We start from the raw sequence: 14,427 nt of genomic DNA, 5'->3' as shown, positions 1-14,427 counted from the left end.
GCCGGGACAACATGAAAATTCTGCAGTTCACAGTTGATTGCCCGTTTCCGCCGGTCTCCGGCGGAGAGATCCGGAACGCCGCCAATGCACGCGCCCTGGCATCGATGGGCGAGGTCCTGACGGTAAGCCTGACTGGCGCCCCGGCACCCTCCACACCGCCGAACATCCGTCACCGGATCATCGAGGCAGCGCGCGGCAGGGCGCCCTGGGGCAGGCGCAGCCCGCACCCGACCGTGCATATGATGCCGGACGACGAGCTGGCCGAAGCCGACGCCATCTGGAGGGAATTCGCGCCCGATCTCGTGGTGATCGAGGAGATCGTGCTTTCGCAGCTGCTGACGCTGGCGCCGAAGCATCGCGCGCGCACCGTCCTTGACCAGCACAACATTGATTCCCGGACGGTGTCCGACCGGATCGCCGGCCTGACGCTGTGGCAGCAAATTCGAGACTGGCGCCAAAACAGGCGAAGGAAGGCAGAGGCGCGCGAAGCCGACAGGTGTGCGGCTGCCCTGGCCGACCAGGTCTGGGTTTGTTCGCGGGCGGACGAAGCGCTTCTGTCCGCTCTCGGCCCCGTCAACGACGTCAGGTTCGTCGCCAACCCCATTCCAGACGAGAGCGTGCTTTCCCTGCCGATTGCTGCCGAGCGCTTCAGTGAGCTCAGCCTGTGCTTCATCGGGCATCTCGGCTATTTCCCAAACATCGACGCCGTCAAGCAGATCGGCCGCGCGATGGCGCCGCGCCTCGCCGCCTCCGGCCGGCCCTGGTCGATCACCGTCGCCGGCAGAAACCCGCGCGATGTCGTGCGCGGTCTATGCACCAGGCATGGTCTGCGGTTGATCGAGAACCCACCGCATCTGCCGGAATTGCTTGGGCGTGCCGGCTATGCGCCGATCCCGCTGCGCTTCGGCGGCGGAACCCGCATCAAGGTGCTGGAGGCGATGGCGGCGGGCCTTGTCGTCGCCGCCACCGAAAAGGCCGTCGAAGGGCTTGGCCTGCAGGCGGGCAGGCATTTCCTGTCCAGCGACGATGCCGGCAAGTTGGCATTGAAAATCATCGATCTCGCGACACGCCCGCAAGCGGCCGCCGAGATGGCGGAGATCGGCCGCGCTTTCGTGCGCGACAATCATTCGTCGGCGGCGATTGAAAAGCAGGTCAAGCAGGCGGTCGCGGCGATCCCGCGCACGGATTGAGCCCGGCTGCTATCCACCGGCATACGGCGTTTGTTAAGGCCTGCAGCCTATTTTGCCCTCAGCCAGAGCCAGCCGGGAACCGCCATGCTTCGAGCCATTTCATCAGGCCTTGTCATTTATTTGGCCGGTATCCTCGCCGCGCTGGCCGACGGCGATGCAGCACTTGGCAAGAAAGTGTTCTACCGCTGCATGGCCTGTCACGAGGCGGCAAGCGACCGCGACAAGGTCGGCCCGCATCTCCTCGGTATCGTCGGCCGCACCGCCGGCACCGCCCAGAACTTCAACTATTCGCAGGCCATGAAGGACGCCGGCGCGGCCGGCCTCGTTTGGGACGAAGCCAACCTCAAAGCCTATCTCGGCGCTCCCAAGCTGAAAGTACCCGGCAACAGGATGGGCTTCTCCGGCCTGAGCAGCGACGAGGACATCGCCAACGTCATCGCCTATCTGAAGGCCGATCCGAAGCCTTGAACGGCGCGATGCGTAGCGTGATGGCGACGGCTTCCGCCAGCAGTCTCGCACTTGCAACTCATTGAGCCCTCTGTCGAATTCAGCACACCCACACTGTCCGAGATCGACTTCTTCGCAGCCGTCAAAGTTCAATGACAATTGAACAAACTTGGCCGGCTGGTTAATCACGCCATGACCCCGCCTTCATTGCCTTTCAAGACGACCAGGCATTTTTTTGTTTTCGGGGCGGGTCTTGTCTTGCGTCTTTCAATCCCCTGATACCCCACATATATTCGCCGCTGTTCGCAGCCAGCGACCGGAAGCCGAAGCGGGAGGCCCCTATGGCGACATTGCAGAATTTCGATGCCGAAATTGCCAAGACCAGGCAGGTCGTGCAGGACATGCGCTCCAAGATCGAGCAGTCGGGCACGGTGCTTGATACGCTGGCCACCGCCGACAAGAAGATCGGCGACGCCAATTTCGACATCGAGAATGCCCGCATCGAGGACGTGCTGAAGCAGCAGAAGGTGATGGAAGGCAACATTGCCGACCTGATCATCGGGCTGGAAGACGCCACCAACGTCTTCGGCACCGAATTCGAGAGCATGAAGAACTACACCGGCTGGGAAAGCTTCGTCGGCGTCTTCTCGGCGCAACGCAAGCAGCGCATGCGCACCGACCGCGTCCGCAACATGTCGCTGGCCGGCAATCTGCAGGAGCTTCTGGTCAAGTCCGACACCATCGTCGGCATCCTGAAAGCGCAGAAAGAGGTCCTCGACCAGCGCTACAAGACCTCGGAAAACAGCCTGTCGCAGGTGATCGAGCGCCGCAAGGTCACCATGACCAACCTAGAGGCGGTGCAGAAGCGCATCGAGGAGGTCAATCCGCTGCTGCTCGACATCGAAAACAAGATCGCCGCTTCTACCAGTCAGAAGGAGCGCACGCAGCTTGAGGGCGAGCGCTCGAAACTGGCGACCGAATACAATGAAAAGCAGGCCAAGGAGCAGGAGCTTCTGGCCGAAAGCCAGACGCTGGAACGCTACACCTCGATGTTCCAGACCTTCGTCGATTCGCTCAACAATCAGATCGCAGCGCAGTCGACGCTGATCAACAAGCTGACCATCGATACCGAGCAGCGCATCGTGCTCTACAAGGCACTGGAAGATTCCTTGAAGACCGCCGCCCAGCAGGATGTCGCCCACAAGATCAACACGCTGGGCAGCCAGGTTGACAACACCGCCGAAGAGACCATGGCCGGCATTGGCGCCGCCTCGCAAAAGCACATCGGCGATCTCCTCGAAATGCACGAGAAGAACATGGTCGCCAGCTCCGACATCCAGCGCCGCAAGAAGCTCGCCGACGACGCCTTCGCCCGCCGTTTCGACGACGTGATGAAGAAGCACAATTCGGCCAACTACGTGCAGTCGTAAGAAGCGGCTGCACGCGGGCACACCGGCATGACTCCCGAAAACGAAGCGGCGGCGCGCTATTTTTCCGCCATCACGGCGGCACTCAGCGGCCTCGAAGTGTTCATGCGCGACGACCGCTCGCCGCTTTACCGGCACGGCATCGTCGCCAAGATCGTCGCCGAATACATTGCCCGGCTGGACAAATCGTTTTCCTGCTGGCGCAACCGGCTCGGCTTCATGGACACGTTCCGCATTTCGCGCGCCGACAGCGGCTATCCCGTCTTCCAGAACCTGCTCGAACTGGAAAACGACCGCCGCCAGGCCGAGGCGCGGCTGGCCAACATTCCGCTGGCCGGCGAATTGCGCGAGGAAATGGCCGACTTCATCCTGCGCCACAAGGAATTCCCCGAAGCGCTGCAGAAGTCGATGGCCGAGCGGCTCTATCTCGAGGACGTCAAGAGCGAACAGACTTTTGGCCCGTTCTCGCTGGCGCAGACGGCCAAGGTCTCGGTCAATCCAAAGACCGGGCGCCCCTATTACCTCGTGCACTGGGCGAGCTTCGACGGCAGCGCCAACCTGCCGCTGGTCTACATGGTGACGGTGGAGGATTCCTCCGAAAGCATGATCCGGCAGCTCGTTGACAGCAACGGCAAGCTCAATGAACGGGTCGACATCCCGCTGCCGGTGGACGGCCTGCTCAACCCCGAACTCGCCCATCGCTTCGACGATTTCACCGAGAAGAATTCCGCCTACACGCTTTCGCCCGCAACGATTGCGGTCAATCTCGACAAGGATTTCGAGCCGCTGCACCCTAAGCAGCTGCGCCGCGTCGTGCTCGGCCCCTTTTATTCCGCAGGCATTACCGACAACAATTCGACCGTGACCGAGGTGCTTGCCAAGGTGCGCAAGCCGGAAAATGCCTGGCTGCTCACCTGGACAATCCAGGAGGTCTACTCCAAGGGCGAGAAGCCCGGCCGCAAGGGGCTGTTTTCGAGCGAGAAGACGACGCAGGAATTCTTTATCAACACCGACGATCTCGAAGCCGCGCGCCAGGGTGTGTCGAGCTACGAGAACCACGCCCTGATCCCGCACGAAGCCTATCAAGCACTCTACGCCGCCGGCGAAGCTCAAAAGATCTTTTCCGGCTACAAGGTCCATATTCTGTCCAACGGACAGGTGATCAGCGATGTGTGAGGTGGCATTTTTGGTGGGCCTGACAATCTCCGGGGCGCGGTCAGGGGCAGAAGGCGATTGTGATCGAAACGGATAACCTTGCTTCCCGCAGTAATGAATCGCCCTACCGGGTTCTCGCTTGGTGGGATGTCGATATGCATATCGGTGCTTACAAGAAACACAAACTGACCGCCCGACCATTGCGTAACCTTGAGCGCATTCTCGGACACCGGGTTCACGTTGAAAGTCGGTGGCGTCATCGAGGATTACCGGATGGGGTGCGGAAGCTTGAAGCTTTCAATTACATCGATGTTGCAGACCCGGCGCTTGCCGCGTTTTTTGTTCTTCAAAAAATTTCCGGCTTATCCGAATGGTTTTCCGGGTTCGGCTACAGACCGGTTACTTCGCGGTCTGAAGATGAAAATACAGACGGTGACACGATCTGTACTTTCTATTGGTACGAATTGGATCAATATGAAGCATACCGTCACATTAGATCCGGAGGCGTCATGCTAATTCTGGTCGAAAAATTACCTGTCCGAACACGTAATTCATCCCGTCCGATCGTTGGAATAAGACAGAGTCGGCAACCAAGATATAGCTACGATGTAAAAATCGTGATTCAGTACTTTTGCGACAATAGACAAAGACTTATCGAATATCACTGGCCAAGATTGATGAAAAGATATGCATTTGAGCCAGAAGACCGTGTTGAATTCGGACCGCCATCTAACAACGGAAAACCGAATCAGATTTGCGTTAGCGCGATGTTAGCGGACCTAACTGAGTACCAGGCTGTCGCTTATTGTCTTGCACGGACTGAGCGTTGCCGTTTCAAGCTTGGAGGGCCGGGAGAGGCCATCTTTCAAGCCGAACGCTTTCCCGATCACGAACCCTTTGACGGGATGTTTTCAATTTTGCTCACGCGAGGGCAGGCACAAGAGTGAGTCGCGAGGAGGATTGATACGATGGACACCGGCCTGACCACCATCCCGGAAGCCGCAATCGAAAAGCACCGCGCCACGGCGCAGAGCTTCATCACCCGCGTCGTGGTTCTGGAAGACCCTGCGCGCGAATCCGGCACAGCACTTGCCGGCACCAATCGCCGCTTTGTCTCGACAGTCTCGGTCGGCTCGGTGCGCCGTACCCGCGAGGTCGAGCTTACCAAGACCGTCGCCGCGATCCATCCCGACGACCAGTTGATGAGCATCCCGCAGCACACGCTGCTGTTCCGCGCCCGCCGCGGCCTGGCGATAGCGCTCGCCATCTCCGACGTCTTCGCCGAGGGCTCCGACCTCGAAAGCCTCCAGGCCAAGAACACCCGTGCGCCTCTTGAGGGCGATGAGGCGGCGACCTTCAAGAAGCTTCTGTCAGCCTCTGCTTACGTTTCGGCCTTCAGCCTTGCCTCCTATCTGTTCCAGCTGATCGACAGCGATGGCGAGGCGCCCAACGATATCCCCGAACCCGACTTCCTGTTCGACACGCCGCAGGACGCGGTGAAGTCGATCGTCGCCGGTCTCGACAAGGCGATTGCGGACTCCAAGGACGATGGCGACCTGACGACGCGCGCGCGAGCTTTTGCACGGGTCGCCATTGATGGGCTGCTGGCCCGCAAAGGCCGCTTCGACGGCATCGGTCCGTTCGAGAACGCCCACATCCGCATCGACGCCGACGATTTCACCCTCGACGGCTTCGACGTCGCGCCCGGCAAGCGTTCGAAACCGCTGGTGATGACCTTCAAGAAGCCCGAAGAGGTCGTCGGCAACCACATCGCCAAATACCAGTCGGTCAAGCTCGCCAAGATGCTGATGGCCTATGATTTCGAGCGCGAGCTGAACCCGTTCGTCGAGCTCGGCGGCTTCCTCTTCACCTTCATCGGCGATGGCGCGCCGGGCACCGGCAAGACGACGCTGATCCAGATGATCGCCGGCCTCGTCAACAATTATTGCCAGGTTGCCGGCTATCCCTTCGCCTATGAGAACTTCGGCGTCGACCAGATCTCGTCCTACCAAGGCAAATCCGGCCAGAATTGCCGCCAGTTCATCAACAATGTCTTGAACCCACGTGTCATCGGTTTCGGCACCGTCGACGACATCGACCAGGTGGCGGCCCGCCGCTCCGACGACCGCGCCTCGGCCGGCCAACAGGAAATCACCGGCGTCTTGATGGACGCCTTTGCCGGCGCCGGCACGGTGGTGCGCGGCAATTGCTCGTTCGGCATGTTTTCCAACTATCCCGAAAATGTCGACGATGCGCTGCGCCAGCGCGCCGGGGCCCGCTGGCTGGTCGACGGCCCACAGAGCCGCGACGACTATATCGACATCTTCGTCCTGCTTGCCGGCAAGAACCACAAGATCCCACTCGGCGACCACAAGCTCTACGCCGCGCAGGAGATCCAGCGCGCGGTGACCGAAGCCTATGAGGAGCACGAGAAGCCTCAGGAAGACGGGCTGATGAAGGTCTATGAGCGCTACATGAAGGAGAATGGCGCGCCGAAATCGATGGCCAACATCGGCACCTATCTGCACCTGATCAAGGATGCCGAGCCGCGCTTCACCGGCCGAGCCATCAAGAACGTCACCGACGCCATCAAGATGCGCGCCATGGACATCGAGCTGCCCGACGACTGGTTCGAGAAGCCGGAAGCCTTCATGCACAAGGGCTACGACGAGAAGAAAGCCATGATCGAGGAACTGCGTGGGCCGTTCTCGATGGACATGGTCATGCAGGAGATCAACCGCTACGCCGACTCGGAGTTCCGCTATTCCGACAAATCCGACGACGCCGCGGTGGAGAAGCTGCTGCGCGACGCACGCCTGCGCGAACGGGCGGGGCGCGAGATGGAGGAGATGAAGAAGAAGGGGCTCTGGAATGCGTGAACTTCCTTCGCTGCCTGCGGGTGCTGAAAGGCTTGGCGCTAACGCTGACGCCCCCCTCTCCCCGTCCTTCACGGGGCGAGGGCAAGGGTGAGGGGCGGCGCATGCGTGGACCAGAGATCGCTACGACCATACTGGCAGCTATCGAACAGCGCCTCGATCGGCACATCCGGACCAATGATCTTCGATTTATTGCCGCCAAAGGCCATGGGGAGACATGGCCTTGATGCTAGCGCTGCCCCTCACCCTTACCCTCTCCCCGTGAAGAACGGGGAGAGGGAGGCGTCAGCGTTGGCGCTTCGCCACAACAGGCAACGCCGCTCGGAACGTTCTGCATGAGCCACGCCAAAAACCCGACCTCCTGCGCGACAATGAGCTGATTTACGGCCGTCTGCTGACGGTCGACGAGCCGCACCTCATCCAGCGTTACAACAAGGCGCTTGTCGCCTTCGGCCTCAAACCGACCAAGCTGAAGAGCTTCCAGATCGACCGCACCGGCTTCTCGCCCGAAGTGGCCGAGGAATGCGGCGATTACGATTATCTCGACCCCAACGAGGTCAACCGCCGCTTCATCATCCTGACGCCTTCGCAGATCGATCTGCCGGTGGTGCACACCGCCTTTTCCAACACCTCGCAGCTGATGTTCGAGTTCATGTCCAAGAACCAGCGCGCCATCGATGCGCTGACGATCAAGGATGTCATCTACGGGGAGATCGAGGATTCCGTTCCCCTGGTCAACGACATCGAGGATCTGCTGTCGATCAGCCAGGTCGAGTTCAGGGTGCTTTCGGCCGAGGACGTGCTGGGCAAGGCCGCCGAACTCGGCAAGCTGGTCGACCGGCTGAAGCAGGAGCCCGATGCCTGGCGCGACAACACCATGCTGAGCCGTATGGTGGAGCTGGCGAAGGTCTGCGGCGATATCCGTGAGAATGCGCTGGTGCCCGACCAGGTGATCTTCCGCCACAACGCCTACTGGACCAGCCATTTCGGCGGCGTCTACGTCTTCGTCGATCCTGATATGACCACCGTCATCGGCGACCCGGCCGCCCCCGGCTTTCGCCGTTCGCGGCCCTGGCAGGTCAGCTATCTCTCGATCAACGATGCCGACAAGGTGTTCAAGTTCCTGGCCAGCACCGGCCGCATCGAACTGCCCCGTGCGTCATGGGTCGAAAGCTCGGGCTATCTCGAGCATCGCGCCGAGATGGTGGTGCGCGCTCTCATCCGCGACACAGAGCCGAACCGCAATTTAACCGAGGTCGACAAGGTCTGGCTGCAGACCTGGATCCATGGCCATGCCGATCTGATCACCAAGGACGGCAATTTCCCCTTTCTCAACGCCGCCAAGCGTGAGATCGCCCAGCTCGGCCATCTCAAGATCGAGGATGTGTTTCCGCAACAGCGCTTCCTGGTCGTGCGTGGCAAGCCCGACCATCCCGACGCCTGGCTGACCAACCAGCTGATCTCGGATTTCGTGCCGCAGGACTTCGTCTCGCGTTACGTCTTCAACAAGCCGGGCTTCTACAAGGACTATGACGGCTACAGCGACGCCTGGCGGTCGCATGTTGTGGACGTTCTGAAAACCACATATTTGAAAGACAAAGTGGCGTTTCGCACGCGCCTTTACGGCCTGACTGACTGAGGGGTGAACGAGAGCCATGCTTGATCCGATCGTGAATTTCTTCACCCGCATCTTCCAATGGATAGGCCGCGGCATCGGCCTCGTCATCGGCGCGATCCTGTGGCCGTTCCTCTGGGCTGGGCGCTGGTATACGCAGCGCGGCTGGATCCTGAAGGCTGTGGTCGGCCTCGCGCTTCTGGTGTTGATCGGCCTCTACGCCAATTTCTTCTACGCCACCCAGTGGTGGAACAAGTTCGATCCCAACTACGTCGACAAATACACCTTCGAGAACCGCAACATTTCCGCCGGCGAACAGGTCGCCGCCGGCGCCGGCACCGACACCGCCAAGACCTGCGGCAATTCGGGCATCGCCCAGGTGGCGGCCGACCTGACGGACTTCAACGTCAACCAGAATGCCTGGATCTCGTCCATGATCCTCTACAAACTCGGCCTGTTCGGCATCGACTGGGACAACACGCCGTTCATGGACAACAAGGCCTCGTTCCAGCGCGGCATCAACCAGGCGGTGCGGCGCACCGCCACCGAGCTTGCCGACAATCTCGGGCGTGTTCGCACCACATCGCAGATCGACGGCGACCTGCAGGATGCGCGCGGCAATCTGCAGTTCGACGAGGAGACCTGGTATTTCGGCCTCAACCCGTTCGGCCCCAAGACGCCGACGCCGAGCTATTATCGCGATGCCGTCACCAAGCTGCGCTCCTTCAACGCCCGCCTCGGCAGCTGCCAGGCGACGTTCGATGCCCGCGCCGACAATCTGAAGCAGTATATCGACCGCATCTCCTCCGACATCGGTTCGACCTCGGCGATCCTCAAGGAGCGCGCCGAAAACCATAACAATGGCTGGTTCGACTTCCGCGCCGATGACCGCTTCTGGTTCGCCTATGGCCAGCTCTATGCCTATTACGGCCTGATGAAGGGCGCCCAGGCCGACTTCGAGGACGTCATCAAGGAAAAGCATCTCGGCAATCTGTGGGACACGATGGATGCGCAATTCGTCTCGGCGCTGCGCATCCAGCCCTTCATCATCGCCAATGGCCGCGAGGATGGTTGGATCATGCCGACGCACCTGACGACGATGGGTTTCTACGTGCTTCGCGTGCGCTCCAACATGGTCGAGATCAGCAACGTCCTGACTCAGTAGCGTTCACAGCTTTCCCGGCGAGCGATGGCGAATTTGCGCCGTCGCCTCTGTCGCATTCCGTGCATTGGGCGGCTGTTTTGAGACGGCGGAACGTCGCGTCCTCTGGCTTCTATACGGCGCGGCAACGGAGCCAGGAAGAACCGGCGACACGTCGGCCGGCCGCGGAGACACTTTCTTCATAGGAAACATAGTTGCATGCAAGTTGACGCCGCGGGAGCGACAGGGCTAGAACATGCCCACGCCCGGGTTCAACATGCCTGCGAGTGAGATCAAACCCGTCCCCTCCACCGTCCAATCCGAAGGAAAGCCGTCATGGCCGAAGTGAAGTCCGACATCGAGATCGCGCGCGGCGCCAAGAAAAAGCAGATCCAGGAGATCGGCGCCAAGATCGGCATCCCGACCGAGCACCTTTTGCCCTACGGCCACGACAAGGCGAAGATTTCGGCCGAATTCATCAAATCGGTGAAGGGCAACAAGGACGGCAAGCTGATCCTCGTCACCGCCATCAACCCGACGCCGGCCGGCGAAGGCAAGACGACCACCACCGTCGGCCTTGGTGACGGTCTGAACCGCATCGGCAAGAAGGCGATCGTCTGCATCCGCGAGGCTTCGCTCGGCCCGAATTTCGGCGTCAAGGGCGGTGCTGCCGGCGGCGGCTACGCGCAGGTCGTGCCGATGGAGGACATGAACCTCCACTTCACCGGCGACTTCCACGCCATCACCACGGCGCACAACCTTCTGTCAGCGCTGATCGACAACCACATCTACTGGGGCAATGAGCTCGGCATCGACACCCGCCGCGTCGCCTGGCGCCGCGTCATGGACATGAACGACCGGGCGCTGCGCGAAATCATCTGCTCGCTCGGCGGCGTCGCCAACGGTTATCCGCGCGAGGCCGGCTTCGACATCACCGTCGCCTCGGAAGTCATGGCTATCCTGTGCCTTTCCACCGACCTCAAGGATCTGGAAAAGCGCCTTGGCGACATCATCGTCGCCTACCGCCGCGACAAGACGCCGGTCTATGCCCGCGACCTCAAGGCCGACGGCGCCATGGCGGTGCTGCTGAAGGACGCCATGCAGCCAAACCTGGTGCAGACGCTGGAAAACAACCCGGCCTTCGTCCATGGCGGTCCGTTCGCCAACATCGCCCATGGCTGCAACTCGGTGGTCGCCACCACCACGGCGCTGAAGCTCGCCGACTACGTCGTCACCGAAGCCGGCTTCGGCGCCGACCTCGGAGCCGAAAAATTCTTCGACATCAAGTGCCGCAAGGCGGGTTTGAAGCCGGCGGCTGCCGTCATCGTCGCCACCGTGCGCGCCATGAAGATGAATGGCGGCGTCAAGAAGGAAGACCTCGGCAAGGAAAACATCGAGGCAGTCAAGAAGGGCTGCCTCAATCTGGGCCGCCACATCGAGAATGTGAAACAGTTCGGCGTGCCTGCGATCGTGGCGATCAATCATTTCACCACCGATACCGAGGTGGAAATCCAGGCGATGAAGGATTTCGTCGCCTCGCTCGGCGCCGAGGCGATCCTGTGCAAGCATTGGGCCAATGGCTCTGCCGGCATTGAGGAGTTGGCGCGCAAGGTCGTCGAGATCGCCGAATCCGGCGCCTCGCAGTTCGCGCCGCTCTATCCCGACGCAATGCCGCTGTTCGAGAAGATCAACACCATCGTCCAGCGCATCTATCGCGGCGACGAGGCGATCGCCGACAAGTCGGTGCGCGACCAGCTGCATGCCTGGGAGCAGGCCGGCTACGGGCACCTGCCGGTCTGCATGGCCAAGACCCAATATTCCTTCTCGACCGACCCGAACCTGCGCGGCGCGCCGACCGGGCACACCGTGCCGTTACGCGAGGTCAGGCTTTCGGCGGGCGCCGGCTTCGTCGTCGTCATCTGCGGTGAGGTCATGACCATGCCCGGCCTGCCCAAGGCGCCGTCCTCGGAAAAAATCTTCCTCAACGAGGCCGGCCAGATCGAAGGCCTGTTCTGAGATTTGTCTCGACAACCAAGGGCGCCGCAGCCATGCGGCGCCCTTTTGCTTGCCGGGCTTCTCACGCCACTGTCGAGGACCCGAACTTCTTGATCCCGGCGACCGACATGCTGACGAACTGGTCGAGAATGGTGAAGAAGATATCCAGACTGAACCCAAACAGGAAGGAGAAGGTGAAGAGGCTGAAGCCTATTCCCGAAGCCTCCTCTCCAAGCTTGGTGCCCGGTGCTACAAACCAGGCAAGCACCATGCCGGCCAGCGCCCCCAGTGCGATCCTGTGGATCAGCCGCGACAGCGGTGGATTGGGCAGCAGCGGATTGAGGATCATCCGCATGTGAAACATGATGGCTCCGAGCGCGCCGTAGAAGGCCGGGAGTATCCACAAGGCATATGGGCTGAGAACCTCGTCCAGCGTCTTTATCTGCGCGGTCAGCGTGTAGATCGAGTTCGGCGCGATCGTGATCACTCCGTCGCACTGCAGGCTGCGCGTTGCCTCGTCGAAATCGGCATTCACGTCCGTCACTTTTTCCGAAGACGTACCTTCAAGATTGTTCGGGTTTTTCTTTTCGGTGTTTATCTGCGCGCAATAGGCATCCGGCTGATTGGGGAGCTCCTTGAGCTTGTCTGGAGGCGTGGATTTACTCACCCCCAGCGGCTGGTCACAGAACTGGTCTATGGCACCTTGCTGGGAATACTGAGCCTGGCCCGCCGCTACGCCATCTGCCGTGGAGGTTGAATAAAATTTGCAGTACATCCATTGCATTCCCCAGATCGGGAATTGCGCGTCCTCAGTCATGAACCCTTGCGCTCTTCTCACCAGGGAGGAAAAGCGCTGGTCGAGAGCGTGAAGGCTATCTTCCGAATTGTAATAGGCGTCCTTCAGAAGCGTCAGATCCGTGGTCGAAGCCTGCTCGGACGATGCCGAGCTCAGTTGTTTCTTCGTCGCCCAAACCTGGCGTATCGCCTGTCCGAACCGTGCGCTGAAATCATTGTTGTCGATTTCTATGAGTTCGGAGTTTATCGCGACTCCCTTGTTGTAAATGTACGTCAATCTTCCGGTTACAACCATGAAAAGCACGGAAAGAGCCACGAGAAAGTACGTCGCCAGCGCGGTCTTGCGCGACATGTCACCGGGCGACCAGCCCGATCGCAGTGCCGCCAGGGTGGCAAATGGCACGGTGCCGGAACAATCGTTGAAAACCGTCTGAAGATTGACGACCTCAGGCTGGCTGGCCGTCGCATCGTCGAGCTTTTCGGCATTGCCGATGGCCGCAAACAGGGAACTGTCCTTGAACACGCCGTAGCGGCCGTAGTTGGCGACCAGCTTGGCGTCCGCGATGAGTCCAGAAACGAGAGGGTCGGCCGGTGTCGTCGTCATCGTGAAATCCCCCCGCCTGACGACTAGCCTAGATAGCCCGGCACATAGCCGTATTGCGACGGGCACCCGCACGGATATCCGGGCGGGCCGGGCGGCTGCGCCCAGCACCAGAAGGATTGAGTGAAGCAGATCGTCCCCGGCGCGTGCGAAGGGACCTGGGCGAAAGCGGGCCATGGCAAGAGTGCCGCGGCACCAGCCAAGGCGAGAACGACTGTAGTTCGTGCAATTCGCGCTTTCACTTGTTTCTCCCGGGGAAGTCTACCCCGTCCCACCCCTTGATCCAGATATACCGTTCCTCGGAGAGAGGCCTTCGTCTGTGAAAGACTTCACTCTGTTCTCCAGTTCCCCATCCTGAGATAGAGCCCGATCTGAGTTTCTTGCGTTTAGCCGGCTCTCATCCCGAACGTGAATGGGCCCAGCCGAAAAGACTTCCAAACGAGGCCACGCCCCGGTGGTCGTGATCAGGAACGCCAAGGGGCGCCGCAGACTGCGGCGCCCCTGTTCCTTCGCGGCAATTTGCCTATGCAGCGTTGCGCGCCAGCGCGCGCTGGTTGGACGCATAGGGCGTGTCGCGTTCGGGCAAAGCACCGGTCTTCAGGCAATCGATCCATTCGGCGGTCTTGAGCACGGCCGCAAAGCGCGACTGCAGGATGATGGACACCACGCGGTGGATCTCCTCGGCCGAGGCGTAGCCGGCGCTGTTGGCGTAAGGCAGCGAACCGGTGGCGTCGGACAGGAACTCGACCGCAAAGCCGACATGCGCGGCGTGGATGATGCTCGACAGGTCGCAATTATGCGTCATGTAGCCGATCACCGTTATCGTATCGATGGTATTGGCGCGCAGCCACGCCTCGAGGTCGGTGCCGGCAAAGGCGCTAGGCAGTGACTTCTCGACATAGTGGTCGCGGCTTCGCCGGGCGATCTCGGGATGCAGTTCGCCGCCATGGCTGCCCTTGGCGAAGACTGGCGAGGTCTCGGGCGCCATCTGCTTGACGACCACCACCTTCACGCCGGCCGCAGCGGCGGCATCCATAGCGCGCGCGACATTGACGACGCTGTCGCGGAACGGCGGACACTGGATGGCGAGGTTGCCGCCATCATAATCATTCTGGACATCGATAACGATGAGTGCGCGGCGCGGCGTGATATTGGCGGACATGGTGTTCTCCTTCGAGCTTGAAT

The 14,427-nt window shown here is 60.7% G+C and carries 12 protein-coding genes; 9 read left to right on the top strand and 3 right to left on the bottom strand.

From position 1 onward, the window contains the following. The first annotated feature begins 11 nt into the window (after positions 1 to 11). The 6 genes from NKL06_RS24465 to NKL06_RS24440 all read left to right on the top strand — a co-directional run bounded on the left by NKL06_RS24465 (position 12) and on the right by NKL06_RS24440 (position 7,098). Entirely contained in the window at positions 12 to 1,190 is a 1,179-nt protein-coding gene (locus NKL06_RS24465) for a glycosyltransferase (RefSeq protein WP_023691608.1), read from the top strand. 84 nt (positions 1,191 to 1,274) lie between these two features. Then, on the top strand, positions 1,275 to 1,658 hold the full coding sequence (locus tag NKL06_RS24460) for a c-type cytochrome (RefSeq protein WP_023669991.1): 384 nt from the start codon (positions 1,275 to 1,277) through the stop codon (positions 1,656 to 1,658). A 320-nt stretch (positions 1,659 to 1,978) separates the two neighbouring features. Beyond that, on the top strand, positions 1,979 to 3,067 hold the full coding sequence (locus NKL06_RS24455; protein ID WP_023669990.1) for a hypothetical protein: 1,089 nt from the start codon (positions 1,979 to 1,981) through the stop codon (positions 3,065 to 3,067). A 27-nt stretch (positions 3,068 to 3,094) separates the two neighbouring features. Further along, a complete protein-coding gene (locus NKL06_RS24450; RefSeq protein ID WP_023683666.1) occupies positions 3,095 to 4,240 on the top strand; it encodes a hypothetical protein in 1,146 nt (381 codons plus the stop codon). Between the two features lie 59 nt (positions 4,241 to 4,299). Next, positions 4,300 to 5,166 (top strand): hypothetical protein, encoded by an 867-nt coding sequence (locus NKL06_RS24445; RefSeq protein ID WP_156939126.1) that lies wholly within the window; start codon positions 4,300 to 4,302, stop codon positions 5,164 to 5,166. 21 nt (positions 5,167 to 5,187) lie between these two features. Continuing rightward, positions 5,188 to 7,098, top strand: a complete 1,911-nt coding sequence (locus NKL06_RS24440; RefSeq protein ID WP_023691609.1) for an ATP-binding protein — start codon at positions 5,188 to 5,190, stop codon at positions 7,096 to 7,098. A gap of 68 nt (positions 7,099 to 7,166) precedes the next feature. On the opposite strand, the gene NKL06_RS24435 is transcribed toward NKL06_RS24440, so the two are convergent. Beyond that, positions 7,167 to 7,304, bottom strand: coding sequence for a hypothetical protein (locus NKL06_RS24435; protein ID WP_023686163.1), 138 nt, complete (start codon positions 7,302 to 7,304; stop codon positions 7,167 to 7,169). A 122-nt stretch (positions 7,305 to 7,426) separates the two neighbouring features. Between NKL06_RS24435 and NKL06_RS24430 the strand changes: the two genes are divergently transcribed. The 3 genes from NKL06_RS24430 to NKL06_RS24420 all read left to right on the top strand — a co-directional run bounded on the left by NKL06_RS24430 (position 7,427) and on the right by NKL06_RS24420 (position 11,867). Beyond that, complete coding sequence (locus tag NKL06_RS24430) at positions 7,427 to 8,734, top strand: DUF6638 family protein (protein WP_352581230.1); 1,308 nt, start codon at positions 7,427 to 7,429, stop codon at positions 8,732 to 8,734. 16 nt (positions 8,735 to 8,750) lie between these two features. Beyond that, positions 8,751 to 9,875, top strand: a complete 1,125-nt coding sequence (locus NKL06_RS24425; RefSeq protein WP_023686165.1) for a DUF2333 family protein — start codon at positions 8,751 to 8,753, stop codon at positions 9,873 to 9,875. Between the two features lie 312 nt (positions 9,876 to 10,187). After that, positions 10,188 to 11,867 carry a formate--tetrahydrofolate ligase gene (locus NKL06_RS24420; RefSeq protein ID WP_023691611.1) on the top strand — a complete coding sequence of 560 codons (1,680 nt, stop codon included), beginning with the start codon at positions 10,188 to 10,190 and terminating at the stop codon, positions 11,865 to 11,867. Positions 11,868 to 11,928: 61 nt separating this feature from the next. Here NKL06_RS24420 and NKL06_RS24415 read toward each other — a convergent pair whose 3' ends face one another. Both NKL06_RS24415 and NKL06_RS24410 read right to left on the bottom strand, forming a co-directional pair. After that, positions 11,929 to 13,245, bottom strand: coding sequence for a hypothetical protein (locus tag NKL06_RS24415; protein ID WP_023691612.1), 1,317 nt, complete (start codon positions 13,243 to 13,245; stop codon positions 11,929 to 11,931). Positions 13,246 to 13,765: 520 nt separating this feature from the next. Further along, a complete protein-coding gene (locus NKL06_RS24410) occupies positions 13,766 to 14,404 on the bottom strand; it encodes an isochorismatase family protein (protein WP_023686167.1) in 639 nt (212 codons plus the stop codon). Positions 14,405 to 14,427: the final 23 nt, after the last annotated feature.

Source organism: Mesorhizobium sp. C268A (assembly GCF_040324475.1).
Classification (GTDB): domain Bacteria; phylum Pseudomonadota; class Alphaproteobacteria; order Rhizobiales; family Rhizobiaceae; genus Mesorhizobium.
This window is presented reverse-complemented; position numbering and strand designations above follow the sequence as displayed.